This is a genomic window from Rhodoferax sp. RT5P35 (assembly GCF_056521385.1).
The window spans coordinates 103,844-129,343 of sequence record NZ_JBWMAX010000004.1 but is presented as its reverse complement, the minus strand read 5'-3'; the positions used below and the strand labels follow the sequence as shown (position 1 = coordinate 129,343).

Annotated in this window: 29 protein-coding genes; 22 read left to right on the top strand and 7 right to left on the bottom strand. The window is 63.5% G+C overall.

All coding sequences use genetic code 11. The annotated features are described in order from the left end of the window. Positions 1 to 14: 14 nt before the first annotated feature. Positions 15 to 404, bottom strand: coding sequence for a hypothetical protein (locus tag AC097L_RS07255; protein ID WP_479585593.1), 390 nt, complete (start codon positions 402 to 404; stop codon positions 15 to 17). A gap of 179 nt (positions 405 to 583) precedes the next feature. On the opposite strand from AC097L_RS07255, the gene AC097L_RS07250 reads away from it, so the two are divergent. Beyond that, positions 584 to 1,375: an SDR family oxidoreductase gene (locus AC097L_RS07250; RefSeq protein WP_479585592.1), complete on the top strand. Its 792-nt coding sequence runs from the start codon at positions 584 to 586 to the stop codon at positions 1,373 to 1,375. A gap of 201 nt (positions 1,376 to 1,576) precedes the next feature. On the opposite strand, the gene AC097L_RS07245 is transcribed toward AC097L_RS07250, so the two are convergent. Then, entirely contained in the window at positions 1,577 to 2,020 is a 444-nt protein-coding gene (locus AC097L_RS07245) for a universal stress protein (RefSeq protein ID WP_479585591.1), read from the bottom strand. A 132-nt stretch (positions 2,021 to 2,152) separates the two neighbouring features. Here AC097L_RS07245 and AC097L_RS07240 point away from each other — a divergent pair, with 132 nt between their 5' ends. From AC097L_RS07240 to AC097L_RS07200, 9 genes are all read left to right on the top strand, one after another. Next, the gene (locus tag AC097L_RS07240) at positions 2,153 to 4,369 is read left to right on the top strand and encodes a heavy metal translocating P-type ATPase (protein WP_479585590.1); all 2,217 of its coding nucleotides are present in this window, start codon (positions 2,153 to 2,155) and stop codon (positions 4,367 to 4,369) included. A gap of 83 nt (positions 4,370 to 4,452) precedes the next feature. Continuing rightward, positions 4,453 to 4,590 (top strand): cbb3-type cytochrome oxidase assembly protein CcoS, encoded by a 138-nt coding sequence (ccoS, locus tag AC097L_RS07235; protein WP_295957483.1) that lies wholly within the window; start codon positions 4,453 to 4,455, stop codon positions 4,588 to 4,590. Positions 4,591 to 4,784: 194 nt separating this feature from the next. After that, complete coding sequence (gene ccoN / locus AC097L_RS07230) at positions 4,785 to 6,254, top strand: cytochrome-c oxidase, cbb3-type subunit I (RefSeq protein ID WP_479585589.1); 1,470 nt, start codon at positions 4,785 to 4,787, stop codon at positions 6,252 to 6,254. 9 nt (positions 6,255 to 6,263) lie between these two features. Beyond that, positions 6,264 to 6,953 carry a cytochrome-c oxidase, cbb3-type subunit II gene (gene ccoO, locus AC097L_RS07225; RefSeq protein ID WP_479585588.1) on the top strand — a complete coding sequence of 230 codons (690 nt, stop codon included), beginning with the start codon at positions 6,264 to 6,266 and terminating at the stop codon, positions 6,951 to 6,953. Positions 6,954 to 6,967: 14 nt separating this feature from the next. Continuing rightward, entirely contained in the window at positions 6,968 to 7,105 is a 138-nt protein-coding gene (locus AC097L_RS07220; protein WP_295957486.1) for a cbb3-type cytochrome oxidase subunit 3, read from the top strand. 17 nt (positions 7,106 to 7,122) lie between these two features. After that, positions 7,123 to 8,031 carry a cytochrome-c oxidase, cbb3-type subunit III gene (ccoP, locus tag AC097L_RS07215; protein WP_479585587.1) on the top strand — a complete coding sequence of 303 codons (909 nt, stop codon included), beginning with the start codon at positions 7,123 to 7,125 and terminating at the stop codon, positions 8,029 to 8,031. Between the two features lie 3 nt (positions 8,032 to 8,034). Further along, on the top strand, positions 8,035 to 9,462 hold the full coding sequence (ccoG, locus tag AC097L_RS07210; protein WP_479585586.1) for a cytochrome c oxidase accessory protein CcoG: 1,428 nt from the start codon (positions 8,035 to 8,037) through the stop codon (positions 9,460 to 9,462). 200 nt (positions 9,463 to 9,662) lie between these two features. Further along, positions 9,663 to 9,920 carry a FixH family protein gene (locus AC097L_RS07205; protein WP_479585585.1) on the top strand — a complete coding sequence of 86 codons (258 nt, stop codon included), beginning with the start codon at positions 9,663 to 9,665 and terminating at the stop codon, positions 9,918 to 9,920. Positions 9,921 to 9,929: 9 nt separating this feature from the next. Next, positions 9,930 to 10,142: a hypothetical protein gene (locus AC097L_RS07200; RefSeq protein ID WP_479585584.1), complete on the top strand. Its 213-nt coding sequence runs from the start codon at positions 9,930 to 9,932 to the stop codon at positions 10,140 to 10,142. Between the two features lie 16 nt (positions 10,143 to 10,158). On the opposite strand, the gene fnr is transcribed toward AC097L_RS07200, so the two are convergent. After that, entirely contained in the window at positions 10,159 to 10,878 is a 720-nt protein-coding gene (gene fnr / locus AC097L_RS07195; protein ID WP_479585583.1) for a fumarate/nitrate reduction transcriptional regulator Fnr, read from the bottom strand. Between the two features lie 125 nt (positions 10,879 to 11,003). Here fnr and hemN point away from each other — a divergent pair, with 125 nt between their 5' ends. The 5 genes from hemN to AC097L_RS07170 all read left to right on the top strand — a co-directional run bounded on the left by hemN (position 11,004) and on the right by AC097L_RS07170 (position 15,759). Next, positions 11,004 to 12,380, top strand: a complete 1,377-nt coding sequence (gene hemN / locus AC097L_RS07190) for an oxygen-independent coproporphyrinogen III oxidase (RefSeq protein ID WP_479585582.1) — start codon at positions 11,004 to 11,006, stop codon at positions 12,378 to 12,380. Between the two features lie 133 nt (positions 12,381 to 12,513). Beyond that, on the top strand, positions 12,514 to 13,197 hold the full coding sequence (locus AC097L_RS07185; protein WP_479585581.1) for a sulfite exporter TauE/SafE family protein: 684 nt from the start codon (positions 12,514 to 12,516) through the stop codon (positions 13,195 to 13,197). Positions 13,198 to 13,403: 206 nt separating this feature from the next. Next, positions 13,404 to 13,673, top strand: a complete 270-nt coding sequence (locus tag AC097L_RS07180; RefSeq protein WP_479585580.1) for a metal-sensing transcriptional repressor — start codon at positions 13,404 to 13,406, stop codon at positions 13,671 to 13,673. A gap of 8 nt (positions 13,674 to 13,681) precedes the next feature. After that, a complete protein-coding gene (locus AC097L_RS07175; RefSeq protein WP_479585579.1) occupies positions 13,682 to 14,803 on the top strand; it encodes a nickel/cobalt efflux protein RcnA in 1,122 nt (373 codons plus the stop codon). 137 nt (positions 14,804 to 14,940) lie between these two features. Continuing rightward, entirely contained in the window at positions 14,941 to 15,759 is an 819-nt protein-coding gene (locus AC097L_RS07170) for a creatininase family protein (protein ID WP_479585578.1), read from the top strand. A 100-nt stretch (positions 15,760 to 15,859) separates the two neighbouring features. Here AC097L_RS07170 and AC097L_RS07165 read toward each other — a convergent pair whose 3' ends face one another. After that, positions 15,860 to 16,492: a LysE/ArgO family amino acid transporter gene (locus AC097L_RS07165; RefSeq protein ID WP_479585577.1), complete on the bottom strand. Its 633-nt coding sequence runs from the start codon at positions 16,490 to 16,492 to the stop codon at positions 15,860 to 15,862. A 98-nt stretch (positions 16,493 to 16,590) separates the two neighbouring features. Between AC097L_RS07165 and AC097L_RS07160 the strand changes: the two genes are divergently transcribed. The 3 genes from AC097L_RS07160 to AC097L_RS07150 all read left to right on the top strand — a co-directional run bounded on the left by AC097L_RS07160 (position 16,591) and on the right by AC097L_RS07150 (position 19,445). Then, positions 16,591 to 17,535 carry an HTH-type transcriptional regulator ArgP gene (locus tag AC097L_RS07160; RefSeq protein ID WP_479585576.1) on the top strand — a complete coding sequence of 315 codons (945 nt, stop codon included), beginning with the start codon at positions 16,591 to 16,593 and terminating at the stop codon, positions 17,533 to 17,535. 1,200 nt (positions 17,536 to 18,735) lie between these two features. Further along, entirely contained in the window at positions 18,736 to 19,026 is a 291-nt protein-coding gene (locus AC097L_RS07155) for a type II toxin-antitoxin system Phd/YefM family antitoxin (protein WP_479585575.1), read from the top strand. Between the two features lie 2 nt (positions 19,027 to 19,028). Then, on the top strand, positions 19,029 to 19,445 hold the full coding sequence (locus AC097L_RS07150) for a PIN domain-containing protein (protein ID WP_479585574.1): 417 nt from the start codon (positions 19,029 to 19,031) through the stop codon (positions 19,443 to 19,445). A 74-nt stretch (positions 19,446 to 19,519) separates the two neighbouring features. Here AC097L_RS07150 and AC097L_RS07145 read toward each other — a convergent pair whose 3' ends face one another. The 3 genes from AC097L_RS07145 to pdxR form a co-directional block, all read right to left on the bottom strand. Continuing rightward, positions 19,520 to 19,816: an addiction module antidote protein gene (locus AC097L_RS07145; RefSeq protein WP_479585573.1), complete on the bottom strand. Its 297-nt coding sequence runs from the start codon at positions 19,814 to 19,816 to the stop codon at positions 19,520 to 19,522. A 101-nt stretch (positions 19,817 to 19,917) separates the two neighbouring features. Next, complete coding sequence (locus tag AC097L_RS07140) at positions 19,918 to 20,106, bottom strand: type II toxin-antitoxin system RelE/ParE family toxin (protein ID WP_479585572.1); 189 nt, start codon at positions 20,104 to 20,106, stop codon at positions 19,918 to 19,920. Positions 20,107 to 20,149: 43 nt separating this feature from the next. Further along, complete coding sequence (pdxR, locus tag AC097L_RS07135; protein WP_479585571.1) at positions 20,150 to 21,631, bottom strand: MocR-like pyridoxine biosynthesis transcription factor PdxR; 1,482 nt, start codon at positions 21,629 to 21,631, stop codon at positions 20,150 to 20,152. Positions 21,632 to 21,704: 73 nt separating this feature from the next. On the opposite strand from pdxR, the gene gabT reads away from it, so the two are divergent. The 4 genes from gabT (at position 21,705) to AC097L_RS07115 (ending at position 25,491) form a co-directional block, all read left to right on the top strand. Beyond that, complete coding sequence (gene gabT / locus AC097L_RS07130) at positions 21,705 to 23,012, top strand: 4-aminobutyrate--2-oxoglutarate transaminase (protein ID WP_479585570.1); 1,308 nt, start codon at positions 21,705 to 21,707, stop codon at positions 23,010 to 23,012. Between the two features lie 8 nt (positions 23,013 to 23,020). Continuing rightward, a complete protein-coding gene (locus tag AC097L_RS07125; protein ID WP_479585569.1) occupies positions 23,021 to 24,490 on the top strand; it encodes an NAD-dependent succinate-semialdehyde dehydrogenase in 1,470 nt (489 codons plus the stop codon). Positions 24,491 to 24,552: 62 nt separating this feature from the next. Then, positions 24,553 to 24,828 carry a cupin domain-containing protein gene (locus AC097L_RS07120; protein ID WP_479585568.1) on the top strand — a complete coding sequence of 92 codons (276 nt, stop codon included), beginning with the start codon at positions 24,553 to 24,555 and terminating at the stop codon, positions 24,826 to 24,828. A 270-nt stretch (positions 24,829 to 25,098) separates the two neighbouring features. Then, the gene (locus AC097L_RS07115) at positions 25,099 to 25,491 is read left to right on the top strand and encodes a DUF805 domain-containing protein (RefSeq protein ID WP_479585567.1); all 393 of its coding nucleotides are present in this window, start codon (positions 25,099 to 25,101) and stop codon (positions 25,489 to 25,491) included. Positions 25,492 to 25,500 lie beyond the last annotated feature (9 nt).

Here is a 25,500-nt window from a genome sequence, read left to right as displayed (position 1 = left end):
GGCGTGCCTGTCAGTTAAATACCAATCTTCAGCGTGTAGACCAGTGCGATGGCCAGCGCGGCCAGGGCCAGGCTCAGCCAGCGCAGCCGCACCCGGTTGGCTTCGACCCGCTGTACCAGCTCGGTGTTTTGCGTGGCCAGTGCCTGGATCAGCTCGCTGGATGCGCGCATCTGCGTGTGCAACTCGGCGCTGGTGGCTTCCAGCGCGAGGATGCGGGTTTGCAACTGGGCGACCACCAGGTCGTTGGTGGGCAGTACCGGCGCCGCAGGCGGCGCGGGCACGGCAGGCGATTTTTTGGCCACGCTGTCCCAAAGCTTTTTAGCCCCTTGGGCGACCAGCGGCGCGGTGGCGATCACCTCGGTCCAGGGAACGGTCTTGAGCAGAGAAAACCAGCCTAAAGCCATGGCGGGGCCTTTCAAAATGGATACGATGGCAAGCACCTTTTGCTATTATTTATGTAGCTATAGGTGTATGTGGAATATGCGCCAGAAGCCCAATTTCTATAAAAATGCGTCCGAGCGCTGACCACAGCTTACATGGGCGCTGGCGTGGCGGATGCAAGTGCTGGCGTAGAGTAGTGCTGATGCAAACCCCCCACACCCTTCCCCCCGCGTTGGCGGCTTTTGACCTGACCGGGCGCACTGCGCTGGTCACCGGTTCCAGCAGCGGCATCGGCTTTGCGCTGGCCTGCGGCCTGGCGTCGGCCGGAGCCCACCTGTTGTTGAATGGCCGCGATGCCACCCGGCTGGCCGAGGCCGCGCAGAAGCTGCAGGCGCTGGGCTTTGCCGCGACGACGCTGCCGTTTGACGTGACCGACGCTGCTGCTGCCGTCCTGGCTATCGACGGCTGGGAGCGCGACCACGGCCCCATCGACATTCTGGTCAATAACGCGGGCATACAGCGCCGCGCGCCGCTGGAGACCTTCCCGCTGGCGCACTGGGCCGAGCTGATGCGGACCAATGTGGATAGCGTGTTTTTTGTGTCCCAGCCCGTCGCCCGCCACATGATTGCGCGCGGGCGCGGCAAGATCATCAACGTCTGCTCGGTGCAAAGCGAGCTGGGCCGCCCCCACATCGCTCCCTACACTGCCACCAAAGGTGCAGTAAAGATGCTCACCAAGGGCATGGCCATCGACTGGGGCCCGCACGGCCTGCAAGTCAACGGCCTAGGCCCCGGCTACTTCAAAACCCCGCTGAACCAGGCCCTGGTAGACGACCCCGCCTTCAGCGCCTGGCTGCTGAACCGCACCCCCTCGCGCCGCTGGGGTGATGTGGAAGACCTGGTCGGCGCAGCCATCTTCCTGGCCAGCGATGCCTCGCGGTTTGTGAACGGGCAAATCCTGTACGTGGATGGCGGCGTGACGGCTGCGCTATAGATTAAGTAGCTGCTGGCGTAAGTAAAACCTGCGTTACCCCGGGTTTTTCCATGCAGCCGTTACGACACCACCCCCAACTTTCAGCCAGAACGCAAACCCCTCAAGGCATCCGTGGAACTGGCTTTGCCAGGCCACTGGATGCGCCCCCTGCAAGGGGGTTGGCGAAAGATGCGCAGCACTGCAGCCTGGGGGTGTACACAGTCACCGCAGGATCAGCACCGGCGTATGTGAATGCGTCAGCACGTGCTGGGTTTCGCTGCCCAGCAGCAGGCGGCTGATGCCCTTGCGGCCATGCGAGGCCATGACGATCAGGTCGGCGTCGTACTTGGTGGCGGCGGAGATGATGCCCTCGGCCACCAGGTCAGACTGCACCACCACGGTCTCGGCGGTCACCCCCTTGTCCAGCGCAGCAGCCTTATAGGCATTCACCACCAGCTGGCCGTCGTCGATCCACTGCTGTTCGATGCGGGCCGAGTCGTCCATGCTGACTGGGATGGAGCCTTCAAAATAGGTGCGGGCGTAGCGTGGCACCACCTTGACGATGACCAACTTGGCCCCCGTGAGCGCGGCCAGGTCGATACCGCTGGTGACGGCCTTGTGGGACAGTTCGGACCCGTCGGTGGCGACAAGAATGCTGGTGTACATGGTGATCTCCTGGAGTTGGTCCTTTCAGATTAGTCCGATTTATAGGCTTTGGCGTTGATCTGCGTCAAACGCGGCGCTGTCCTACAGCGCTAGGCTTGGCCTATGTCTGCCGTGCTTTCGCTTCCCCGCCCAATGGCCCCTGTCTGGCTGGACGATCCCACGGAATGGGCTGCCTTCACCCAGCCATCGGCGCAGTGGCCCGACTACCAGGAGTCGCAGCTGCTGATCGACGGCATGCACTGCGCGGCCTGTGCGCTGTCGGTGGAGCAGGCCTTGCGCGCCGTGCCGGGCGTGCGGCTGGCCGAGGTGGGTGCGGCATCGCACCGCGCGCGGGTGGTCTGGTCGGCGGCGCACACCCAGCCCTCGGCCTGGCTGGCGGCGGTGGAGCGCGCCGGTTACCACGCCATTCCCGCGCTGGATGCCCCTGAGCTGGCGCGCCGCCAGGCAGAGCAGCGCCGGGCCCTGTGGCGCTGGCTGGTGGCGGGCTTTTGCATGCTGCAGGTGATGATGTACGCCATGCCCGCCTACGTGGCCGGGCCGGGCGAAATGACGGCCGACATGGCGCAGCTGATGCGCTGGGCCTCGTGGGTGCTGACGCTGCCGGTGCTGGTGTTTTCCTGCGGGCCGTTCTTTGCCAACGCCTGGCGCGACGTGCGCCAGCGCCGCGTCAGCATGGACCTGCCCGCCGCCCTGGGGATGGCCGTGACCTTTGCCGTCAGCAGCGCAGCCACCTTCGACCCGCAGGGCGTGCTGGGGCACGAGGTCTACTTCGACTCGCTGACCATGTTCGTGTTCTTTTTACTCACCGGCCGCTGGCTGGAGCTGCGCCTGCGCGACCGCACGGCGGGCGCTTTGGAGGCCTTGATCAGCCGCCTGCCCGACAGTGTCGAACGCTGGAACGGCAACGCCTTTGTTCGCATAGCCGTGCGGCGCTTGCAGGTAGGCGACCACCTGCGCGTGCTGCCCGGCGAGGCCTTTCCCGCCGACGGCACCCTGCTGCAAGGCCGCACCCAGGTGGACGAGGCGCTGCTGACCGGCGAATCCACCCCGATTAGCCGCGCGGTGGGCGAGCCGGTGCTGGCCGGCAGCTACAACCTCACGGCCCCGGTGGAGCTGCACGTGGACCGCCTGGGCGACAGCACCCGCTTCGCCCAGATCGTGGCGCTGATGGCCCAGGCCGCCAGCCAGAAGCCCCGGCTGGCGCAGCTGGCCGACCGGGTGGCGCGGCCCTTTCTGGTCGGCGTGCTGCTGGCGGCTGCGCTGGCGGGCGTGCTGTGGTGGCCGTCTGGCCCCGGCCACGCGCTGATGGTGGTGGTGGCGGTACTGGTGGTGACCTGCCCCTGCGCGCTGTCGCTGGCCACCCCGGCAGCGCTGCTGGCTGCGGCGGGGCGGCTGGCCCAATCGGGTGTGCTGGTGCGCCGCCTGCAGGCCCTGGAAAACCTGGCGCAGGTGGACACCGTGGTTTTCGACAAAACCGGCACGCTGACCCAGGGCGGCATGGCGGTGGTCGCCATCCGCACCCGGGGCAACATGCCGCCCGCCGTGGCGCTGGGGCTGGCCGCCGGGCTGGCCGCGCAGTCGCTGCACCCGGCATCGCGCGCCATCGTGGCCGCCGCCCAGGCCCAAGGGGTGGTGGCAGAGCCGCTGCGCCGGGTGGAAGAAGTGGCCGGGCAGGGCATGCGCGGGATGGACGCCCTGGGGCGGGTGTACTTGGGGTCTGCCGCATGGTGCAGCGTGCCCGCAGGCTTCGATGTCATTGATACCGTACGGCAGGTTTACCTGGGCGACGGGCTGGGCTGGCTGGCCACCTTTGACCTGTCCGAGGACGTGCGGCCCGACGCGCTGCAGGCCATCCAGGCGCTGCAGGCCGCTGGCGTGCGGGTGGAGCTGCTGTCGGGCGACCAGGCCAGCGCCGCGCTGCGGGTGGCGGCCCAGGTCGGCATCACCGTAGCGCGCGGCGGCTGCACGCCCCAAGACAAGCTGCTACACCTGCAGGCCTTGCAGCGCCAGGGCCGCCATGTAGCGATGGTCGGCGATGGCCTCAACGACGGCCCGGTGCTGGCCGCCGCCCACGTCTCCTTCGCCTTCGGCCAGGCCGTGCCCCTGGCGCAGCGGCAGGCGGACCTGGTGGTGACCGGCGACCAATTGGGCCGGGTGCCGCAAACATTGTGGATGGCCAGGCGCACGCTGCGGGTGGTGCGTCAAAACCTGGTGTGGGCTGCGGGCTACAACGCCGTGTGTGTGCCGCTGGCGCTGGCCGGTTGGCTGCCCGCTTGGCTGGCCGGGCTGGGCATGGCGTTGAGTTCTTTGCTGGTGGTGCTGAACGCCGCCAGATTGTCGCGGGATTAAATTTATATGAAATATGCCTCTAGCGCATGTTCTACCTACGCAAGTAGCTGCGAAAAATATAGCAATTGCTTGAAGGCTTACTAATGGACATCCTGTACCTGCTGATCCCCTTGTCGGTTGTCTTGGTCTTGCTGATCCTGGGCGGCCTGTGGTGGGCCGTTTTTCAGGGCCAATTCGAATCAGTTGAGCAAGAAGGAGAGCGAATTCTGCACAACGATTAAGGTATTTGCTCACCCCCAGGCTGCAGTGCTTCGCATCTTTCGCCAACCCCCTTGCAGGGGGCAACACCGGCAGCCTGGCAAAGCCAGTTCTGCGGTGTTCTTGAAGCAAGCAGGGGCCGCTTATCGCGAGCAGCCTAAATGACGTTGGCTTGACTTGAATCAAAGTCTTTTTGGCCCATCGCTCCGACACTGCCATGAACACAACCGAGGTGACCATGGCTTACACACATACCCAAACCGATCCCCCTGAGGTCTACAGCGACACGGTGGTGCGGCAGTTCTCCCTGATGGCCGTGGTGTGGGGCGTGGTGGGCATGCTGGTGGGGGTGGTCATTGCCTCTCAACTGGCCTGGCCAGAGCTCAACTTTGGCATTCCCTGGCTCAGCTACGGCCGCCTGCGCCCCCTGCACACCAATGCGGTGATTTTTGCGTTTGGCGGCTGCGCGCTGATGGCTACCAGCTTCTTTGTGGTGCAGCGCACCTGCCAGGTCCGGCTGTTCTGCCCGCGCCTGGCCTCTTTCGTGTTCTGGGGGTGGCAGGCAGTGATTGTGGCCGCCGCCATTAGCCTGCCTATGGGCTACACCACCGGCAAGGAATACGCCGAGCTGGAATGGCCCATCGACATCCTGATCACACTGGTGTGGGTGTCGTATGCCATCGTGTTCTTTGGCACGATCGGTCGCCGACGCGTGAAACATATCTACGTGGCTAATTGGTTCTACGGGGCCTTCATCATCGCCGTGGCTTTGTTGCACGTGGTGAACAGCGCCGAGGTGCCCGCAGGCTGGATGAAGTCCTACTCGGCCTATGCCGGGGTGCAGGACGCGATGGTCGAGTGGTGGTACGGCCACAACGCCGTGGGCTTCTTTTTGACCGCCGGATTTTTGGGAATGATGTACTACTTCATCCCCAAGCAGGCCGAGCGGCCGGTGTACTCGTACCGCCTGTCCATCGTGCACTTCTGGGCGCTGATCTTCACCTATATGTGGGCTGGCCCGCACCACCTGCACTACACCGCGCTGCCCGACTGGACGCAGTCGCTGGGTATGGTGTTTTCGCTGATTTTGCTGGCCCCCAGCTGGGGCGGCATGATCAACGGCGTGATGACGCTCTCGGGTGCCTGGCACAAGCTGCGCGACGACCCGATCCTGCGCTTCCTGATCGTTTCGCTGTCCTTCTACGGCATGAGCACGTTTGAGGGTCCGATGATGGCCATCAAGACTGTCAATGCACTCAGCCATTACACCGACTGGACCATTGGCCACGTGCATTCCGGCGCTTTAGGCTGGGTCGGGTTCATCACCATGGGGTCGCTCTACCACCTGATTCCGCGCATGTTTGGCGGCAAGAAAATGCACAGCGTGCCCGCCATCGAGCTGCACTTCTGGATGGCTACCGTCGGCGTTGTGCTCTACATCGCCGCCATGTGGATTGCCGGTGTGATGCAGGGCCTGATGTGGGGCGCGGTGAACACCGACGGCACACTGACCTACACCTTTGTGGAAAGCGTCAAGGCCACCTATCCGTTCTATGTGGTCCGCGTGATGGGCGGCCTGCTGTACTTCAGCGGCATGCTGGTGATGGCCTGGAACGTGTGGATGACGGTCACCCGGGGTCGTTCAGTGCTGGTACCTGTGCCCACTTTTCAAATGGCCCACGCCTGAAAGAACCCCATGGCTGACAAAAAGAAACCCATTGCGTTTTTCTCGCACGAAAAGATCGAGACCAACAACTTTTTGATGATCGTGCTGATCCTGCTGGTAGTCGCCGTGGGCGGGCTGGTGGAGATCGTGCCGCTGTTCTTCCAGAAGTCCACCACCGCGCCGGTCACCGGCCTCAAGCCCTACACCGCGCTGCAGCTGATGGGGCGCGACGTGTACCTGCGCGAAGGCTGCTACGGCTGCCATTCGCAGATGATCCGCCCGTTCCGCGCCGAGACCCTGCGCTACGGCCACTACTCGGTCGCCGGTGAATTTGTCTACGACCACCCGTTCCAGTGGGGCAGCAAGCGCACCGGGCCCGACCTGCAGCGCGTGGGCGGCAAGTACAGCGACGAATGGCACCGCATCCACCTGCACAACCCGCGCGACGTGGTGCCCGAATCCAACATGCCCAGCTACGCCTGGCTGGAAACCGCCCTGGTCGACCCCACCGATGTTGCACCGCGCATGCGGGCCCTGCGCACCGTGGGTGTGCCCTACACCGACGCCGACATTGCCGGTGGTGCGGCTGCGGTGAAGGACAAGACCGAGCAGGACGCGCTCATCGCCTATCTGCAGGTGCTGGGCCGGGCCCTGACCGACCAGCTGGCGGCCAAAGCCGCCGAGAACGTGCCTCCCGCACCCCCTGCTCCAGCCCCCTGAACCTGAAAGCCCCCATGGACGTCACCACCTTGCGCATCGCCGCCACCGTTTGCAGCTTCATCACCTTTATCGGGATCATGGTGTGGGCGTTTTCGCGCCACAACAAGGCGCAGTTTGACGACGCAGCGCAGTTGCCCTTTTTGCAAGACTGATCCCGGAAGGAATTCCCATGAGCGATTTCACGAGCAACTTCTGGTCGGTTTTTATCAGCGCCGTTTCTGTTGTCAGCATCGCCGCCTGCCTGCTTCTGCTGTGGGTTACGGCCCGCAAGAAGGTGCCGTTCCAGAGCGACAACACCACCGGCCATGTGTGGGACGGCGATTTGCGCGAGATGAACAACCCGCTGCCGCTGTGGTGGGTGGGCTTGTTCATCCTGACGGTGCTGTTTGGCGTGGGCTACCTGGTGGCCTACCCCGGCCTGGGCAGCTATGCGGGCACGCTGGGCTGGACCCAGGTGGGCGAGTACAACGCCGAAGTGGCGCAGGCCAACCGCGAGCTGGAGCCGTTGTATGCCAAATTCACAGCCCTCCCGCCGGAGAAGCTGGCCGGCAACGCCCAGGCCATGGCGGTGGGCGAGCGCCTGTTCATGAACAACTGCGCCCAGTGCCACGGCTCGGACGCCCGTGGCAGCAAGGGCTTTCCCAACCTGACCGACGGCGATTGGCTGCACGGTGGCACGCCCGACAAAATCCTGGAAACCATCACCCATGGCCGCATCGGTGTAATGCCGCCCATGGCCGCTGCCGTGGGCACGCCCGACGATGTGAAGAACGTGGCCAACTACGTGCTCAGCCTGTCGGGCAGCCCCAACGATTCGCTGCGTGCCGCTCTGGGCAAGTCCAAATTCTCGGTCTGCGCGGCCTGCCACGGCGTGGGCGGCAAGGGCAACCAGGCCATCGGCGCACCCAATCTGTCGGACGACATCTGGCTGCACGGCTGGGGCGAGGCGGCCATCATCGCCATGGTCAACAACGGCAAAACCAACCAGATGCCCGCCCAAGAGACCAAGCTGACCGAGGCGCAAATCCACGTACTGGCCAGCTACGTGTGGGGCCTATCGAACAAGCCGACACCGTAGGCCATGCGCAAAACCATCCCCATCACCCCGATAGCCGCCGAAGGCGAGGAACTGGTGTCGCTGTACGCGGCCCAGCCCAAGATCTATCCGCGCTCGGTGCAGGGCCTGTTTGCCCGCTGGCGCTGGGGCATGGTGTTGCTGACGCAACTGGTGTTCTACGGCCTGCCGTGGCTGCAGTACGGCGAGCGCCAGGCGGTGCTGCTGGACCTGGCGGCGCGGCGGTTTTATCTGTTTGGCCTGGTGCTGTACCCGCAGGATTTCATCTACCTTACGGGCCTGCTGGTGGTGTCGGCCCTGTCGCTGTTTTTGTTCACCGCCGTGGCCGGGCGGCTGTGGTGCGGCTTTACCTGCCCGCAAACGGTGTACAGCGAGATCTTCATGTGGATAGAGCGCCGCATCGAGGGCGATCGGGGTGCCCGCATGCGCCTGGACGGCGGCCCCCTGTCTGCCCACAAGATCGGCAAGAAGTGGGCCAAGCATGCAGTGTGGATGCTGCTGTCACTGTGGACCGGCTTCACCTTTGTGTCGTATTTCACCCCCACCCAAGACCTGCTGCAGGAGTCGCTGCAGCTGAACTTCGGCTCGTGGGAGGTCTTTTGGGGCCTGTTTTACAGCGCGGCTACCTACGGCAATGCGGGCTTCATGCGCGAGCAGGTATGCAAGTACATGTGCCCCTACGCCCGCTTTCAGAGCGCCATGTTCGACAAGGACACGCTCATCGTCAGCTATGACGCCAACCGGGGTGAGCCGCGCGGTGCCCGTTCCCGCAAAGCCGACCCTGCGGCGCTGGGCCTGGGGTCGTGCGTGGACTGCACCCTGTGCGTGCAGGTCTGCCCCACCGGCATCGACATCCGCCAGGGCCTGCAGTACGAGTGCATCAACTGCGCGGCCTGTGTGGACGTGTGCGATGGGGTGATGGACAAAATGGGCTATGCCCGCGGCCTGATCCGCTTTGCCACCGAGAACGGCATGGCCGGGGGCTGGACGGCCCGCCAGATCCTGCGCAGGGTGCTGCGGCCCCGGGTGCTGGTTTACACCGCGCTGCTATGGACCCTGATGCTGTGCCTGGGCATCAGCCTGGCACTGCGCACCCCGCTGAAGGTGGACGTGGTGCGCGACCGCGCCGCCCTGTCGCGCATTGTGGCCGGGGGCCAGCTAGAGAACGTTTACCGCCTGCAGGTGATGAACGCCACCGAATCGCCCCAGCGCTACACGCTATCGGCCCACGGGCTGGACGGGCTGGCCGGATTGGAAGTTGCATCGGAAACCGAGGTGGAGGTGGGTGCCGTGCAGTCGCGCTGGGTGGCGGTGCGCCTGCACATCCCCTATGGCTCGGCCACGCCGGGTTCGCACCCGGTGGTGTTTGACATCGCCAGTGCCGACGGCAAAGACCGCGTATCCGAGAAATCCACGTTTATCGTGCCCCGCTAATTACTCACCCCCAGGCTGCAGTGCTTCGCATCTTTCGCCAACCCCCCTCGAACCGGTTTACCAAAACCGATTCGACACGCAGGGGGCAACACCAGCAGCCGGGCATTGCCAGTTCTGCGGTGTTTCTGGAAAGTGTGCGTTCTGCCCGCATGCTGGGTGGGGAATAGCTAGATGCCTTGTTCACATTAAGGAGAAAGTCCATGTCTGAAAAAACTTCGCAACCCTGGTGGAAATACGGCCACGTGTGGCTGGTCATCTCCGGCCCGCTGATCGTGGTGGTAGCCGCTCTTGTTACGGCCTGGCTGGCCTTCACCCGGCAAGATCCGGTGCTGGCGCAGGACTATTACCGCCAGGGCCTGGAGATCAACAAGACGCTGGCCCTGCAGGGCACCCTGGCCCCAGCCGAGCAAGCGCGCAACCACGCCGCCACGCCCCCCGGCGCGGTGCGGCAGAAGTAGGCGGGCAGCATGGCAGTACAACGCATCACCAGTGTGCTGTGGTCGGGATTTTTGGGCGCTTGTTTGCTGGAGGGTCTGGTGTTTGCGGTGGTGGACCCTAGCAGCTTGCACTGGCTGGGCCAGCCGCTGGACCTGTCACGCCAGGGCGTGTACAGCCTGTCTTTCTTTGCCTTCTGGGCCGTGGCGGCAATGATCAGCAGCCTGACCCTGCTGGTAGGCTAGCCGGTAGGCGCTGCAACTATAAACAGGGCTGAAGATTAACGATGCGCTTCAAGGCCTCGGCATCGAGGATGCGGATGTGGCGCTGTTTGACCTCCACCATCCCGTCCTCGGCAAACTTGGAGAAGGTGCGGCTCACCGTTTCCAGCTTCAGGCCCAGGTAGCTGCCGATCTCTTCGCGCGTCATGCGCAGCACCAACTCCAGCGGTGAGAAGCCGCGCGCATGCAGGCGCTGCACCAGGTTCAGCAAAAAAGCCGCCAGCCGCTCCTCTGCCCGCATGCTGCCCAGCAGCAGCATCACGCCGTGCTCGCGCACGATTTCGCGGCTCATGATCTTGTGCACATGGCGCTGCAGGGCGTTGACCTCGCGCGACAGTTCTTCGATGCGGTCAAACGGCATCTCGCAGACCTCGGCATCCTCCAGCGCCACCGCGTCGCAGGTGTGCTGGTCGTTGACGATGCCGTCCAGCCCGATGATCTCACCCGCCATCTGAAAACCCGTGACCTGGTCGCGCCCGTCCTCGGTGGTGATGGAGGTTTTGAAAAACCCGGTGCGGATAGCGTACAGCGCGGTAAACGCCTCGCCATTGCGGAACAGCGTGGCCCCGCGTTTGACCTTGCGGCGCACGGCCACCAGATCGTCTATACGGTTTAACTCGTCTTGGTTCAGGCCCAGTGGCATGCACAGCTCACGCAGATTGCAGTTCGAGCAGGCAACTTTGATGGCGATAGGGGTCATGCGCGCAGTAGGGGCTTTTGTAAACAACCATTCTCGCCACAAGCATCTGCAGGCGGCTTGATCTAGGTCAAGTAAGGCGTGCGTCCTTCGCGGCACAGTGCATAGATGCAACCAAAGCGCTTTTTATGACCTGTGTTTCGACTGAACTTTTAAAGCGCTTTGACGTGCCGGGGCCGCGCTACACCTCCTACCCCACCGCCGACCGCTTCGTGGAAGCCTTCCGCGGCGAGGACTACGCCCGCGCCCTGCGCCTGCGCCGGGACACCGCCACCGCTCTGCCGCTGTCGCTCTACGTGCACATCCCGTTTTGCGAATCGCTGTGCTACTACTGCGCCTGCAACAAGATCATCACCAAGCGCCACGAACGCGGCGCGGCCTACCTGCAGTACCTGGAGCGCGAAATGGCCCTGCACACCGCCCAGCTCGGCACGGGCCGGGTGGTCAGCCAGTTGCACCTGGGCGGCGGCAGCCCCACGTTTTTGAGCGATGACGAACTGGCCCAGCTGATGGCCCTGCTGCGCCGCCACTTCAGCCTGGCCCCGGGCGGCGAATACGCCATCGAGGTCGATCCGCGCACCGTGGATGCCACACGGCTGGCGGCCCTGGCGGCGCTGGGCTTCAACCGCCTGAGCTTTGGCGTGCAGGATTTCGATGCCGACGTACAAAAGGCCGTGCACCGCGTGCAGCCCGCCGAGCAGGTGTTTGGGCTGGTGGCCGAAGCCCGCCGCTTAGGCTTCGAATCCATCAACACCGACCTGATCTACGGCCTGCCGCGCCAAACACCCACCTCGTTTGCCCACACGCTGGAGCAGATCGTGGCGCTGCGCCCCGACCGTATCGCCCTGTACGCCTACGCCCACCTGCCCGAGCGCTTCAAGCCGCAGCGCCGCATCCTCAACGCCGAGCTGCCCAGCGGCGCGGCCAAGCTGGCCATGCTGTCGCAGGCGCTGGACGCGCTCATCGGCGCGGGCTACGTTTACGTGGGCATGGACCATTTCGCCCTGCCCAACGACGCGCTGGCCGTGGCCAAGCGCCAGGGGCGGCTGCACCGCAACTTCCAGGGCTACAGCACCCAGCCCGACTGCGACCTGGTCGGCCTGGGCGTGTCGGCCATTGGCCGCATCGGCCCCACCTACAGCCAGAATGCCAAGACCCTGGAGGCCTACTGCGACATGATCGACCAGGGCCAGCTGCCGGTGGTGCGCGGCCTGGCCCTGAACCGCGACGACGTGGTGCGCCGCGCCATCATCATGGCCATTATGTGCCAGGGCATGGTGCAGTTTGAATCCATTGAACTGGCCTACCTGGTGGACTTCAAAGCCACGTTTGCCGCCGAGCTGCAGGCCCTGCAGCCCCTGGTGCAGGCCGGCATGGCCACGGTGGATGCCACCAGCATCCAGGTCACCGCCACCGGCTGGTTCTTTGTGCGCGCCGTGGCCATGGTGTTCGACCGCTACCTGCAAGCCGACCAGAACCGCGCCCGTTTCTCACGGATCATTTAGCACACCCCCAGGCTGCAGTGCTTCGCATCTTTCTCCAACCCCCTTGCAGGGGGCAACACCAGCAGCCTGGCAAAGCCAGTTCTGCGGTGTTTCTGGTGGGCGTGCGTTCTGGCTCCATGCGAGAGGGTAAGTAATGACGATGCAGAACTCCCTGGCCTGGACCGCCCTTCTCATGGGCCTGGCCGGTGGCCCGCATTGCGCGGGCATGTGCGGTGCGGCCTGCGCGGGCGTGGTGCGGGTCGCCGGGGCCCGCCAGGGCATGCTGCAACTGCAGGCCGGGCGCTTGCTGGGCTACACGCTGGCGGGTGCGCTGGCCGCCGCTACCGTCAACACGCTCGCCTGGCTGACGGCACCTGCCGCCGCGCTGCGCCCGGTGTGGACGCTGTTCCACGTGGCGGTGCTGGTCTGGGGCGGCATGCTGCTGGTGCTGGCGCGGCAACCGGTGTGGGTCGATGGCCTGGGACGCAACTTATGGTCGCGGTTGCGGCCCCGGTTGGCAGGCCGGGCCTGGGTGTTCGTGGCCGGGGCCGCCTGGGCGCTCATGCCCTGCGGCCTGCTGTACTCGGCCCTGTTGGTCGCATCCCTCAGCGGCGGCCCGCTGGAGGGCGCGCTGTGCATGGCTTTGTTTGCTCTGGGCAGCAGCATCACCCTGGTGGTCGGACCCTGGCTGTGGGTGCGCCTGCAGGTTTGGCGCAGCCCCCAGCGTAAGGAATGGGGCATGCGGGTGGCGGGTGCGTCACTGGCGGGCGTGGCCGTATGGGCCTTGCTGCACGACATGGACCCGCGGGTTTTGGCGTTCTGCCAAAGTCTTCTGTAAATCAAGGTTGTAGAGAAAACCGCAGCATCCGCTCCCGGTCGAGCCAAAAATCCCGCGTCACCTGGGTCCGCTCTGTGTCTTCATCGGCTATGGGGGCGATGCCCGTCGCACAGTGTGGGAATCAATACGACGCATTCCACCAGATGCCTCATGTGTATTTACCCTACAAAAATATCCTATCCAGGGGGATAGGATAATATGTAGGCATGACCATCCATACCTCACACCCGGACATCATCAAACGACTCAAACGGGCCGAAGGCCATCTCAAAAGCATCATCACTATGATGGAAGAAGGCCGCGCCTGTCTGGACCTTGCCCAGCAGCTCCAGGCTGTAGAAAGTGCTGTCGGCAACGCCAAAAAGGCCTTGGTACATGACCACATTGACCATTGCCTGGAACACGCGATCCGCGATGGCATGCAAAACCCGGATGACACCATCCGCGAATTTAAAGCCATCACCAAATACCTGTAAGACAAAAAATGACGAATTTTTCTACTTTGCTGCAGCAAGGCAACGCGTGGTTGTTTATTCCCAGTGCCATCTTGTTAGGTGCACTCCATGGTCTGGAACCAGGCCACTCCAAGACGATGATGGCGGCCTTCATCATCGCGGTTCGCGGCACAGTGGGACAAGCGGTGTTGCTGGGCCTGGCGGCCACGCTGTCCCACACGGCCATCGTTTGGGCCATTGCGTTGGGCGGCATGTATTTCAGCCAGCAATGGAGCGCAGAAACCAGTGAACCCTATTTGCAAGTTGGTTCTGCTGTGCTCATCATCGGCACGGCCCTGTGGATGTTGTGGCGCACGTGGCGGGAGCAAAAACTTGCCCGCCAAAGCGATGACCATGACCATAACCATGACCATGGCCACGATGAAACCAAGCGAATCGATACCGGCCACGGGGTGGTGCGCCTGGAGGTTTTTGAAGACGGTGTACCACCACGCTTCCGCCTATTTCGCGATGGATCGCACGGCCATGTATGGGCAGCTGACCAGGTACGGGTCGAAACGGAACGTTCGGACGGAACGCGCCACGCCTTTGCTTTTGTGCAACGTGACGGTTTCGTGGAGTCTGTGGAAGAGATTCCTGAACCACATGAATTCATGGCCCGTCTACGCCTGGGCCATGGGCAGCACAGCCATGACTACGACGTAGAGTACTTTGAGCACCATCACCACCACGCGATCAAAGACCTGGAGGGGCTGGATGTAGCGGCACCAGGCTACCAGGACCCCCACGAGCTGGCGCACGCCAACGACATCCGTCGCCGCTTCACCAACCAAAACGTCACTACGGGACAGATCGTGATGTTCGGACTAACGGGTGGGCTGATTCCATGCCCGGCATCCATTACCGTGCTGCTGCTCTGCCTGCAACTGAAGAAGGTCACACTGGGTGCGACCCTGGTGTTGTCTTTCAGTATTGGCTTGGCAGTCACGATGGTCATGGCGGGTGCCGTGGCAGCCTTGAGCGTGAAGCATGCATCGAAGCGGTGGAGTGGGTTTGGCGAGTTCGCCCGTAAGGTGCCTTATTTCTCCAGTGCTTTGATTATGGTGGTCGGCTTCTATGTCGGCTACCAGGGGTTGCACGCCTTGCTTTGATGGTGTTCGGTCAAGACAGGGCCAGTCCTATGCCACGCTTCACACCTTCAGCGGCCAATGGGGAACTTCACCCTGGTAGTGCCAGCACCAGGTAAGAATTTGCTGCCGAATGGTGCTTGCCTCCTAAAATCCCGGGCATGCACACTCCACCTCGCTTCTGGGCCGACCTCACCACCCGCGACTTCGCGCAGCTTGACCCGGCCCGCACCGTGGCCGTGCTGCCCGTGGCCGCCACCGAGCAACACGGCCCGCACCTGCCGCTGAGTGTGGACACCATCCTGGTCGATGGCGTGGTGGCTGCCGCGCTGCCGCTGCTGCCGGTGGATGCCTCGGTGCTGGTGCTGCCCACCCAGCAAGTGGGCTTCAGCCCCGAGCATGTGCGCTTTCCGGGCACGCTCACCTTGTCGAGTGAAACCCTCATCCGCGTCTGGACCGAACTGGGGGCCTGCGTGGCCCGCAGCGGGGTCAAAAAGCTGCTGATCTTCAACGCCCACGGCGGCCAGGTCAGCCTGATGGACATCGTGGCTCGCACCCTGCGCACCGAGCACGGTTTGCTGGTCTACAGCGCCAGCTGGTTCAACCTGCCGCTGGGCGATGCGAACAGCCTGTTCAGCGCCGAAGAACACCGCTTCGGCATCCACGCGGGCGACACAGAAACCTCGATGATGCTGGCCCTGCGCCCCCACACCGTGCGCATGGCGCTGGCCCGCAACTTCACATCCACCTCGCAAGACCGCGCCGCGAAGTACCCCATCCTGGGCAACGGCAAAAGCGCCAAGCTGGGCTGGCAGATGCAGGACTACAACCCCACTGGCGCAGCAGGCAACGCCGCCGCCGCCACGGCAGAAAAAGGCCAGGCGCTGGTGGATGCATCGGGCCAGCAGCTGGCGCTGCTGCTGCAAGAGATCGCGGACTTGCCGCTGTCCACATTGGTGGAGCATCCCGACCTGGGTTAAGTATTTCTGGGCTGTTTTTAAGGCATTAAAACAGCTTCTGGCGCATATTTAACCTACGCTAATTGCTCCTATTTTTGACATCAAAAACTGGAGCATTTGTTTACAGCAAACCATAGGCCAGCATGCCTGCCGTGCCCCACATCATCAAGGCCACCAGCCCGTCCAGTGCGCGCCACAGGGCGGGGGACTGCAGGCGCTGGCCCAGAAACAGCGCGCTCAGCCCCAAGCCCACAAACCACAGCGCTGACCCGCTGGCCGCACCTAGCCCAAAAAACGCATTGCCCGGCGTGCCCCAGGCCAGCGAAGCCGTGCCGATCAGCACCAGCGTCTCCACCAGCGCGTGCGGATTCAGCCAAGCCACAGCCAGCGCCGCGCCCACCGCCTGCTGGCGGCTCATGGCCGCCACCGGCTCGCCCACGGCCTGGTGCGCCGCCGACCCGGCGCGAAAGCGGCCCCAGGCCTTCCAGCCGTAGACCAGCAAAAACACCACGCCCCCGCACACCATCACCGCCTGCACCCAGCGCGGCAGGCCACCCAGCTGCGACAGCCCCAACACCCCCAGCGCGATCAGCCCCACGTCCGACGCAATGCTCACAGCCACCGTCAAGCCTACATGCTGGCCACGCAGCCCCATGCGTAGCACATGGGCGTTCTGCGGGCCGATGGCCACGATTAGCGACAGGCTGAGCAGCAAACCTGCAGAAAACGCGGGCAAAAGGAAGAAACTGGACATGGCGGGCTCTCAAAAAGGAATGTCCAAAGTGTCCAAGCTTTGCATAAATTGTTAAAGTTAACTAAATTAAACTTGCATTGCACAAGAAATTTTTAACTATGCTCGATGCCCGTCAATTGGAAGCCCTGGCAGCCGTACTCGAACACGGTGGATTCGGCCCTGCCGCCCAGGCGCTCAACTTGACCCTGGCTGCCATCTCCCTGCGCATCAAGGGCCTGGAAGCCGCAATGGGCCAGCGCCTGCTGGTGCGCGGCAAAACCGTGCGCGCCACCCCGGCTGGGCAGGCGCTACTGGCCCACATCAAACAGCTGCGGATGATGGAGGCCGACCTGTTGGGCAATGTGCCCCGCACCAAAGGGGCGGCCAGCGCCTGGCAAACCCTGGGCGTGGCCGTCAACGCCGACTCGCTGGCCAGCTGGCTGCTGCCCGGTGTGGCCGCCAGCCTGGCCCGCCACCGCCTGCTACTGGATGTGGTGATCGACGACCAGGACCACACCCACGAGGCCTTAAAGAACGGCGACGTGGTCGGCTGCGTCAGCACCCTGGCCCAGCCCATGCGCGGCTGCCTGGCCGAGCCCCTGGGTGTCATGCGCTACCGCTGCGTGGCCGCGCCCGCCCTGGTGCAGCAGTGCCGCACCAAAACCGGTGCCGTGTCGGTACACCGCCTGCTGGCCACCCCCGCCATCATCTTCAACCGCAAAGACGGCCTGCAAGACGCCTTCCTGGCCCAGCACTTCGCCCTCAGCGCGCCACAATACCCCCGGCATTTCGTGCCCGCGGTAGATGCGTATGACAGCGCCCTGGCGCATGGCATGGGCTGGGGCATGGTGCCCGATCAGTTTTTGGCAAACCGCGAGGGGCGTTTGCCGCTGGAGGAGTTGTTGCCGGGGAGTGCGGTGGAGGTGGCGCTGTATTGGCACCATTGGGAGCGGGAGCCGGTGGTGGCGCAGCGGTTGACGGGGGCGGTGAAGGGGGCGGCGGGGGGGGGGTTAACGTTTGAGTTGAGCCGCCCGCGGAGGCAGGACGGTTTTGGCCCAGAATGAAATGATGGACAAAACCGGCCTGCCGGAGCGGGTCGGCTCGAACGAAGGGTTAGGCCTCACCCGTGCCGCCATACTGTTTCTTAGCACTTGTGTTGCATTTCTCATTTATGGCCAACATTGTCTCGGCGTTTGAATAGCTTGAGTAAGACGACAATGGTTGGAATTGAGACGATTGCAAAAACAAGCAGTGGCTTATAGTATGGTTCGAGGTATTCAAACAGAGGTTCTTGCTGATTAATTTGCCCTGGTTCGACTGCACGTAACGTAAAGCCCACAGATTGTGGCGCCAGAAAGTAGAAAGAAATTGAGTAAGCAGCGGCTAGCGCAATTGTGGAAACAATTAGGAACCTCCATGGGCTTGCGAGCGCGTTCCATGTTAGGTATGCGGTCCCGACGGACAGTAGAAGCGGAAATGTAAGTAGAAAGATTAGTTGAAGCATTTGTTCGCGGGGATGTATTTGTTTCTGTGAGGCCTAACGCGATGTACACCGCAAAACCTGCGGTTTAAATCGGCTGCTGAGGTTTAAATCATCCATCGAAATCTCCTGAAGGTGGCTTGCAGACTGGTCTTTCGTAAGGTGAGCCAGTTTTTATACAGGTATAAAAATTTCTACAAACCCCGCAACAAACCGATGGCCCACTATAGCCCGGCGAAGCCTTGCGACTATTCGCACATCCACATTTTTGCTTTCAACATTGAAGGTACGAAATGCTCTTCTTTCGGTAGCTGCTCACGCCCTTGGAATAAGCGCTGGAACCTCTTTTTCCTTAGAGATTTTAATGGAGTTTCGTGGGGCGCATTCATTGCTGTATGCCACAGCCGCCGCTGGCCGGGTAGTGCGCCCGGCAGCGCAGTCCCTTTTCTTTTGCGCAAAAGCAAAGGAACCAAAAGAAAGGCGCCCCAACTGTCTGCGCCCCTGCGCTGGCGCTTCTGGGAACCTGCGGTGCGCGCTTTGGTCGGGGTCTGGCTAAACTCGCTGGCGCTTAGACAACGCCAGCCCTGATCCGCCCAAAGCTGTGGTCCTCGGCGCATACAGATGGGGATCCCAGGGAGCAGGATCGGCCCGGCTGCGCCGAGCATCGCGCCAGTCGCGAGCTGGGGGAATGTTGGCGATAGATAACTCCGATAGGCCGTGTTGCATGGGTGCGCTCGAATCCGTAAAATGTGTACACATTGATCCACAATTCTGAAAGCTCTCCATGGAAACCAGCAAAGTCGGCATCCGCGAGTTTCGGGCGGATTTGGCGGAGTACATCGCCTCCAGCACCCCGGTGGCCGTGACGCGCCACGGGCAGACGGTGGGCTATTTCATCCCCACGTTGGCCCACGGCGATGCCGATATCGCGGCGCTCAAAACCGCTAGCAAAGCCCTTGACCAGATACTCGCCGCCAAAGTGGTCGATGTGGACGCCGTGGTGGCCGATTTCAAAGAGGTGCGTAAAACCATTCGCAAAAGCACCCCGAAAAAGCCCAAGGCTGCTGTGGTGTAAGCGTGTTGGCCATTGTGCTGGATGCGAACATTCTGGTCCGCGCGGTGTTGGGTACGCGGGCCTGGCAATTGATCCTCGAAAACGACTCTACGGTCCAATTTTTCACGCCCGATGTGGCCTATGCCGATGCCCGCAAGTATCTGCCTGCATTGCTGGAGAAACGGGGTGTGGACAGCACCATTGCCATGCGCGTTTTGGATGTTTTGGAACCTATCGTGCAGTGCATGGATGCGGACCAATACGCCAGTTTCAAGCAACCCGCCCTGCAGCGGATCGCCCAGCGCGATGCAGATGACTGGCCGGTGCTGGCCTGCGCTCTGGCCATCGGCTGCCCGATCTGGACAGAAGATGCCGATTTCTTCGGTGCTGGCGTAGCCACTTGGACCAGCGACCGGGTGGCGTTGTATTTTGCGGGTTGATATTCACGCCGTATGGCACGGCGTCCTTCTGAATATGGCACCCACATCCGCCAGAGGGTGCGCTGGATGCATCCTCACCCCGGTGTCGCTACCTGCACAGACAATTTGAACCCCAAGGCCCGCAGTACCTTAAACAGCGTATCGGTACTGGGTGCGCGCTCACCCGACAGGCTTTTGTACAGGCTTTCGCGGGACAAGCCCGTGTCTTTGGCCAACTGCGCCATGCCACGGGCGCGGGCGATGGCCCCTAATGCAGCACCCAACTCTGCGGGGTCACCGTCTTCCAGCACTTGACGCATGTATTCGGCGACATCCTCGTCGTCGCCCAGATAGTTGGCCACATCGAAAGGCCGGGTGGTGAGTTTGCCCATTACAGCTCCTTTGCCATGTCTATGGCACGTTGAATATCTTTGCTTTGGCTGGCCTTGTTGCCGCCGCCCAGCATGAGAACAATCGTGCCCGACTGCTCCACCTAGTACATGCGCCAGCCAGGGCCAAAGAATTCACGCATCTCAAATACCCCCTCGCCCACGGGTTTGACATCCCCCAGAATGCCGCGCCGGGCTTTGTCTAAACGTCGGATCAGCCGAATGCGCGTGGCGCGATCTTTCAGCGCACCTAGCCATTGGCTGAACTCTTCGGTTTCAATCACGCTGTACATGCTTGTATTGTAGCCAATTGGCTACTTTCTAAGGTCTAAAGCCCTACAAAAACCCCCGCACCACCTGCGCCAGCCGCGCAAAGCTGGGGCCAATCTCCTCCTCTGGCACCGCGCCATAGCCCAGCAGCAGCCCCTTGGTGGCCGCCGGTTGGCGCAGGTGGTACAGCGACAAGGGCCGAGTGCTGATGCCTGCGCGCAGGGCGGCCTGGGCCACGGCGGCATCGTCTATCTGCGGGGGCAGGCCCAGCACCAGGTGCAGGCCCGCGTCACCGCCCAGAATCGGCAACTGGCTGCCAAATTCTTGCCCTATGGCGTGGATCAGTGCGTCGTGGCGGGCGCTGTACACGGCGCGCATACGGCGGATGTGGGTGGCGTAGTGGCCTTCGCTGAGGAACTGCGCCAGCACCGCCTGCTGCACGGTCTGGCCCTCGCGGAACAGCTCGTTTAGCGCCTGGGCGAAGCCGTCCACCAGGTCGGGCGGCAGCACCAGGTAGGCGATGCGCAGGGCGGGGTACAGGGTTTTGGAAAACGTGCCCAGGTAGACCACGCGGCTTTGGGTGTCCAGCCCTTGCAGCGCGGGCAGCGGGCGGGTGCCGTAGCGGAATTCGCTGTCGTAGTCGTCTTCCACCACCCACACGCCGTGCACGGCCGCGTAGTCCAGCAGCTGCTGGCGGCGGCCATGGCCCATGAGCGCGCCCAGCGGGTACTGGTGCGAGGGCGAGAGGAACATCACCCGCGGCGGCTGGCGCAGTTGGGCCGGGCTGGGGGCCATGCCTTCGGCATCCAGCGCCACCGGCTGCAGCTCCAGCCCGTGGGCGCGGAACACGCTGCGTGCGCCCCAGTAGCCGGGGTCTTCCAGCCACACCTTGTCGCCGGGGTCGGTGAGCAGCTGGGCCACCAGGTGCAGCGACTGCTGGGTGCCGCTGGTGATGACCACTTGCTCGGGTGTGCACACCACGCCGCGCGTGCCCTGCAGGTAATCCGACACGGCCTGGCGCAGGCCCGCGTCGCCCGGGCCGGTGGCGTAGGTGAGCTGCGCCGGGGTCTGCCTGCGGGCGGCGCGGGCCTGCAGGCGGCTCCAGATGGCGGTGGGGAACATGCGCACCTCGGGCACGCCGGGGGTGAACGCGCCCCATTGCAGCGGGGCCGCCCCGGCTTCGCGCACCAGCTGGCTACCTCGGCGCGAGAGCAATGCTGAACGGTCTTGTTTCGGGGCTTGGCGTGGCGCCGTGCTGCGGTCGGCCAGGCGCGGGCCCACGGCGGCCACAAAGGTGCCCCGGCCCACGCCCGCCTGCACATAGCCTTCCAGCGCCAGTTGCTCGTAGACATGCACCACGGTGTTGCGGGCGATTTTCAGTGCCTGGGCCAGCACGCGGCTGGGCGGCAACTGGGTGCCCGCCGCCAATACCGCCGTGCGGATACCACGCTGCAGGATGCCGTAGAGCTGGCGGTGGTCGTTGTGCGGGCTGGCTGCGTCAAATTGGCGCAGCATGAAGTCGGGCAGAACGTGGCGGATTGGTTCCATTAACTAACTGTAATTGGTTCTATTTGTGGAGCCAAATAAATTTTAAACTGCGTGCTCCACTCCAGGACACCCCATGAACACCGCCGTCGCCCCTTCTGCCGTCACCCAATCCGCCAGCCCCACCAACGCCCAACTCGACCAGCGCCGTGCCGCGGCCGCCCCGCGCGGCGTGGGCATTGGTTTCCCCATCTACGCCGACCGCGCGTTGAACTCGGAAATCTGGGACGTAGAGGGCAACCGCTACATCGACTTTGCGGCCGGTATCGCCGTGCTCAACACCGGCCACCGCCACCCGCGCCTGATGGCCGCCATCCGCGAGCAGCTGGACCACTTCACCCACACCGCCTACCAGGTCATCCCCTACGAGAGCTCGGTCTACCTGGCCGAGCGCCTGAACGCCCTCACCCCTGGTAGCCACGCCAAGAAAACCGCCTTCTTCACCACCGGTGTGGAAGCGGTGGAAAACGGCATCAAGATCGCCCGCGCCCATACCCGCCGCCCTGGCGTGATTGCTTTGAGTGGCGCGTTCCATGGCCGCACTTTCATGGGCATGGCGTTGACCGGCAAAGTAGTGCCGTACAAGGTGGGCTTTGGCCCCTTCCCCGGCAGTATTTACCACGTGCCCGCCCCGATGGACGTGCATGGCGTGACGGTGGACGACACGCTGCACGCCATCCAGAACCTGTTCAAGTGCGACATCGCGCCCGACCAGGTGGCGGCCATCATCATCGAACCCATCCAGGGCGAAGGCGGCTTCTACGTGATGCCCCCGGCGCTGATGGTGGCGATACGCGCCCTGTGCGACCAGCACGGCATCGTGATGATTGCGGATGAGATCCAGACCGGCTTTGCCCGCACCGGCAAACTGTTTGCCATGGACCACCACACCGTCGTGCCCGACCTGATGACCATGGCCAAGAGCCTGGCCGGTGGCATGCCCTTGTCGGCCGTGTGTGGCCGCGCCGAAATCATGGACGCACCCGCCCCCGGCGGCCTGGGCGGCACCTACGCCGGTAACCCATTGGCCATCGCCTCGGCCCACGCCGTGCTGGACGTGATTGCCGACGAGCAGCTCAGCGCCCGCGCCGAGCGCCTGGGCAAGGTGCTGACCGACCGCCTCAACAGCCTGCGCGCCACCGTGCCGCAGATCAGCGACGTGCGCGGCCTGGGCTGCATGGCCGCCGTGGAATTTGCCAAGGCCGACGGCACCCCCGACACCGACTTCACCAAGCTCATCGTCCAGCGCGCCCAGAAAGCCGGTCTGCTGCTGCTGACATGCGGCGTGTACGGCAACGTGATCCGCTTCCTGTTCCCGCTGACGATTGAAGACAGCGTGCTGGCCGAAGGCCTCGACATTCTCGCAGCCGCCATGACCGCATAAAGCCCCTGATGACTACCACTCTGAACCTCAAAGACCCCACCCTGCTGCGCCAGCAGGCCTTCATCGCTGGTGCCTGGGTCGATGCCGACAACGGTGAAACCGTGCCGGTGACCAACCCCGCCACCGGCGAAGTGCTGGGCACCGTGCCGATGTGCGGCACAGCCGAAACCGTGCGCGCCATTGCCGCCGCCGAAGCGGCCCAGCGCGCCTGGCGCAATGTGTCGGGCAAAGACCGCGCCGCCATCCTGCGCCGCCTCAACGACCTGATGCTGCAGCACCAGGACGACCTGGCGCTGATCCTCACCTCCGAGCAGGGCAAGCCGCTGGCCGAAGCCAAGGGCGAAATCGTCTACTCGGCATCGTTCATCGAGTGGTTTGCCGACGAGGCCCGCCGCATCTACGGCGACACCATCCCTGCCCCCACCGGCGACCGCCGCCTGCTGGCCATCAAGCAGCCCATCGGGGTGACGGCAGCCATCACGCCCTGGAACTTCCCCACCGCCATGCTGACCCGCAAGGCCGGTCCGGCGCTGGCCGCAGGCTGCTCCATGGTGGTCAAGCCCGCCACGCAAACGCCTTATTCGGCCCTGGCCTTTGCCGAGCTGGCCGACCGCGCCGGGGTGCCCAAGGGCCTGCTGTCGGTGCTGACCGGCTCCGCCAGCCAGATCGGCGGCGAGATGACGCGCAGCCCCATCGTGCGCAAGCTCACCTTCACCGGCTCCACCGAAGTCGGCCGCACGCTGATGCGCCAGTCGGCCGATACCATCAAGAAGCTGTCGCTGGAGCTGGGTGGCAACGCGCCGTTCATCGTGTTCGACGATGCCGACCTGGATGCCGCCGTGGACGGCGCGATGATCTCCAAGTACCGCAATACCGGCCAAACTTGTGTGTGCGCCAACCGCATCTACGTGCAGCGCAGCGTGCTGGAAGCCTTCACCACCAAGCTGGTGGCCAAGGTCAATGCCTTGAAGGTCGGCAACGGCGTGGATGCTGGCAGCACCCAGGGCCCGCTGATCGACGCCAAGGCCGTGGCCAAGGTGAAAGAGCACATCGCCGACGCCATCGCCAAGGGCGGCAAGGTGCTCGCCGGTGGCAAGCCGCACGCACTGGGCGGCCTGTTCTTTGAACCTACCGTCATTGGCGGCGCCACCGAAGACATGCTGTTCGCCCAGGACGAAACCTTCGGCCCGCTGGCCCCGATCTTCGTGTTCGATACCGAGGCCGAAGTCATTGAACGCGCCAACAACACCGAGTTCGGCCTGGCTGCCTACTTCTACAGCCGCGACATCGGCCGCGTGATGCGCGTGTCCGAGCAGATCGAGTCGGGCATGGTGGGCGTGAACACCGGTTTGATCTCCACCGCCGAAGCGCCGTTTGGTGGTGTCAAGCAGTCGGGCCTGGGCCGCGAGGGGTCCAAGTACGGGCTGGATGAGTTCATGGAAATAAAGTACATCTGCCTGGGCGGGCTGGATACCTGAGTTCGCTGCCTGCGCTGGCAAGCTTTTCGCTTGCCAGTGCCCACACTGTCCATCCACCGACTATGCACGCCATCCCCACCGTACAGATCGACAACGACCGCACCACCGTCACCGAATGGCGGTTTGCGCCGGGGGCCGACACCGGCTTCCACGTACACGCCATGGACTACGTCGTGGTGCCGCTGACCACCGGTGTGCTGCGCCTGGAGGAGCCCGGCGGCGTGCGCGAGGTGCAGCTGACGGCGGGGCTGTCGTACACCCGTCCGGCCGGGGTGGCGCACAACGTCATCAATGCCAACAGCTACGAGTTTGTGTTTATCGAGATCGAGCTGAAATAACCGGGCCATGCCCTTCACCGTGACTGGGCCCTGCATCCAGTGCAGATACACCGACCACGCCGCATGGCGCGATGTGGCGGCGAAGGCACACCCGATGGTGTTGCCGAATTTATAAGACAAACAGCCCGCTAGCGCTTATTCTGTATGCGTAGATAGTTATGTTTTTGATAGCATGCGGCCGCAGATTTAGGTCATGCATCACAAAGAAAACTGCCCCAATCCAGCCATAATTTCAGCAGGCATTTCGCCTGGATGCAGTGGGAGAAAAAGATGGACTGGTTTGTCGAAGCCCTGAAGAAATACGCCGTCTTTTCGGGACGCGCGCAACGCAGCGAGTACTGGTACTTCTTTCTGTTTTACGGCCTGATTTCTATCGTGCTGGGCATTGCCGACGGCTTGGCGGGCTCGTACAACCGGCATGCAGGCATGGGGGTGTTGTCGGGTATTTTTAGCATCGGCATGCTGCTGCCCTCGCTGGGCGTGGCGGTGCGGCGGCTGCACGATGTGGACCGCAGCGGCTGGTGGCTGCTGATTGCGCTGATCCCCATCGTGGGTGCCATCGTGCTGCTGGTGTTCAGCGTGCGCGACAGCCAGCCCGGCACCAACCGGTTTGGGCCCAATCCCAAAGATGCGCTGCCGGGCGAGCGGTTTTCGCTGACCTGAGGTCGCCAG

What these genes read in the sequence shown, in the direction of transcription:
- AC097L_RS07255 (WP_479585593.1), bottom strand. Translation starts at nt 404, where the DNA reads ATGGCTTTAGGCTGGTTTTCTCTGCTCAAGACCGTTCCCTGGACCGAG.
- AC097L_RS07250 (WP_479585592.1), top strand. Translation starts at nt 584, where the DNA reads ATGCAAACCCCCCACACCCTTCCCCCCGCGTTGGCGGCTTTTGACCTG.
- AC097L_RS07245 (WP_479585591.1), bottom strand. Translation starts at nt 2,020, where the DNA reads ATGTACACCAGCATTCTTGTCGCCACCGACGGGTCCGAACTGTCCCAC.
- AC097L_RS07240 (WP_479585590.1), top strand. Translation starts at nt 2,153, where the DNA reads ATGGCCCCTGTCTGGCTGGACGATCCCACGGAATGGGCTGCCTTCACC.
- ccoS (WP_295957483.1), top strand. Translation starts at nt 4,453, where the DNA reads ATGGACATCCTGTACCTGCTGATCCCCTTGTCGGTTGTCTTGGTCTTG.
- ccoN (WP_479585589.1), top strand. Translation starts at nt 4,785, where the DNA reads ATGAACACAACCGAGGTGACCATGGCTTACACACATACCCAAACCGAT.
- ccoO (WP_479585588.1), top strand. Translation starts at nt 6,264, where the DNA reads ATGGCTGACAAAAAGAAACCCATTGCGTTTTTCTCGCACGAAAAGATC.
- AC097L_RS07220 (WP_295957486.1), top strand. Translation starts at nt 6,968, where the DNA reads ATGGACGTCACCACCTTGCGCATCGCCGCCACCGTTTGCAGCTTCATC.
- ccoP (WP_479585587.1), top strand. Translation starts at nt 7,123, where the DNA reads ATGAGCGATTTCACGAGCAACTTCTGGTCGGTTTTTATCAGCGCCGTT.
- ccoG (WP_479585586.1), top strand. Translation starts at nt 8,035, where the DNA reads ATGCGCAAAACCATCCCCATCACCCCGATAGCCGCCGAAGGCGAGGAA.
- AC097L_RS07205 (WP_479585585.1), top strand. Translation starts at nt 9,663, where the DNA reads ATGTCTGAAAAAACTTCGCAACCCTGGTGGAAATACGGCCACGTGTGG.
- AC097L_RS07200 (WP_479585584.1), top strand. Translation starts at nt 9,930, where the DNA reads ATGGCAGTACAACGCATCACCAGTGTGCTGTGGTCGGGATTTTTGGGC.
- fnr (WP_479585583.1), bottom strand. Translation starts at nt 10,878, where the DNA reads ATGACCCCTATCGCCATCAAAGTTGCCTGCTCGAACTGCAATCTGCGT.
- hemN (WP_479585582.1), top strand. Translation starts at nt 11,004, where the DNA reads ATGACCTGTGTTTCGACTGAACTTTTAAAGCGCTTTGACGTGCCGGGG.
- AC097L_RS07185 (WP_479585581.1), top strand. Translation starts at nt 12,514, where the DNA reads ATGACGATGCAGAACTCCCTGGCCTGGACCGCCCTTCTCATGGGCCTG.
- AC097L_RS07180 (WP_479585580.1), top strand. Translation starts at nt 13,404, where the DNA reads ATGACCATCCATACCTCACACCCGGACATCATCAAACGACTCAAACGG.
- AC097L_RS07175 (WP_479585579.1), top strand. Translation starts at nt 13,682, where the DNA reads ATGACGAATTTTTCTACTTTGCTGCAGCAAGGCAACGCGTGGTTGTTT.
- AC097L_RS07170 (WP_479585578.1), top strand. Translation starts at nt 14,941, where the DNA reads ATGCACACTCCACCTCGCTTCTGGGCCGACCTCACCACCCGCGACTTC.
- AC097L_RS07165 (WP_479585577.1), bottom strand. Translation starts at nt 16,492, where the DNA reads ATGTCCAGTTTCTTCCTTTTGCCCGCGTTTTCTGCAGGTTTGCTGCTC.
- AC097L_RS07160 (WP_479585576.1), top strand. Translation starts at nt 16,591, where the DNA reads ATGCTCGATGCCCGTCAATTGGAAGCCCTGGCAGCCGTACTCGAACAC.
- AC097L_RS07155 (WP_479585575.1), top strand. Translation starts at nt 18,736, where the DNA reads ATGGAAACCAGCAAAGTCGGCATCCGCGAGTTTCGGGCGGATTTGGCG.
- AC097L_RS07145 (WP_479585573.1), bottom strand. Translation starts at nt 19,816, where the DNA reads ATGGGCAAACTCACCACCCGGCCTTTCGATGTGGCCAACTATCTGGGC.
- AC097L_RS07140 (WP_479585572.1), bottom strand. Translation starts at nt 20,106, where the DNA reads ATGTACAGCGTGATTGAAACCGAAGAGTTCAGCCAATGGCTAGGTGCG.
- pdxR (WP_479585571.1), bottom strand. Translation starts at nt 21,631, where the DNA reads ATGGAACCAATCCGCCACGTTCTGCCCGACTTCATGCTGCGCCAATTT.
- gabT (WP_479585570.1), top strand. Translation starts at nt 21,705, where the DNA reads ATGAACACCGCCGTCGCCCCTTCTGCCGTCACCCAATCCGCCAGCCCC.
- AC097L_RS07125 (WP_479585569.1), top strand. Translation starts at nt 23,021, where the DNA reads ATGACTACCACTCTGAACCTCAAAGACCCCACCCTGCTGCGCCAGCAG.
- AC097L_RS07120 (WP_479585568.1), top strand. Translation starts at nt 24,553, where the DNA reads ATGCACGCCATCCCCACCGTACAGATCGACAACGACCGCACCACCGTC.
- AC097L_RS07115 (WP_479585567.1), top strand. Translation starts at nt 25,099, where the DNA reads ATGGACTGGTTTGTCGAAGCCCTGAAGAAATACGCCGTCTTTTCGGGA.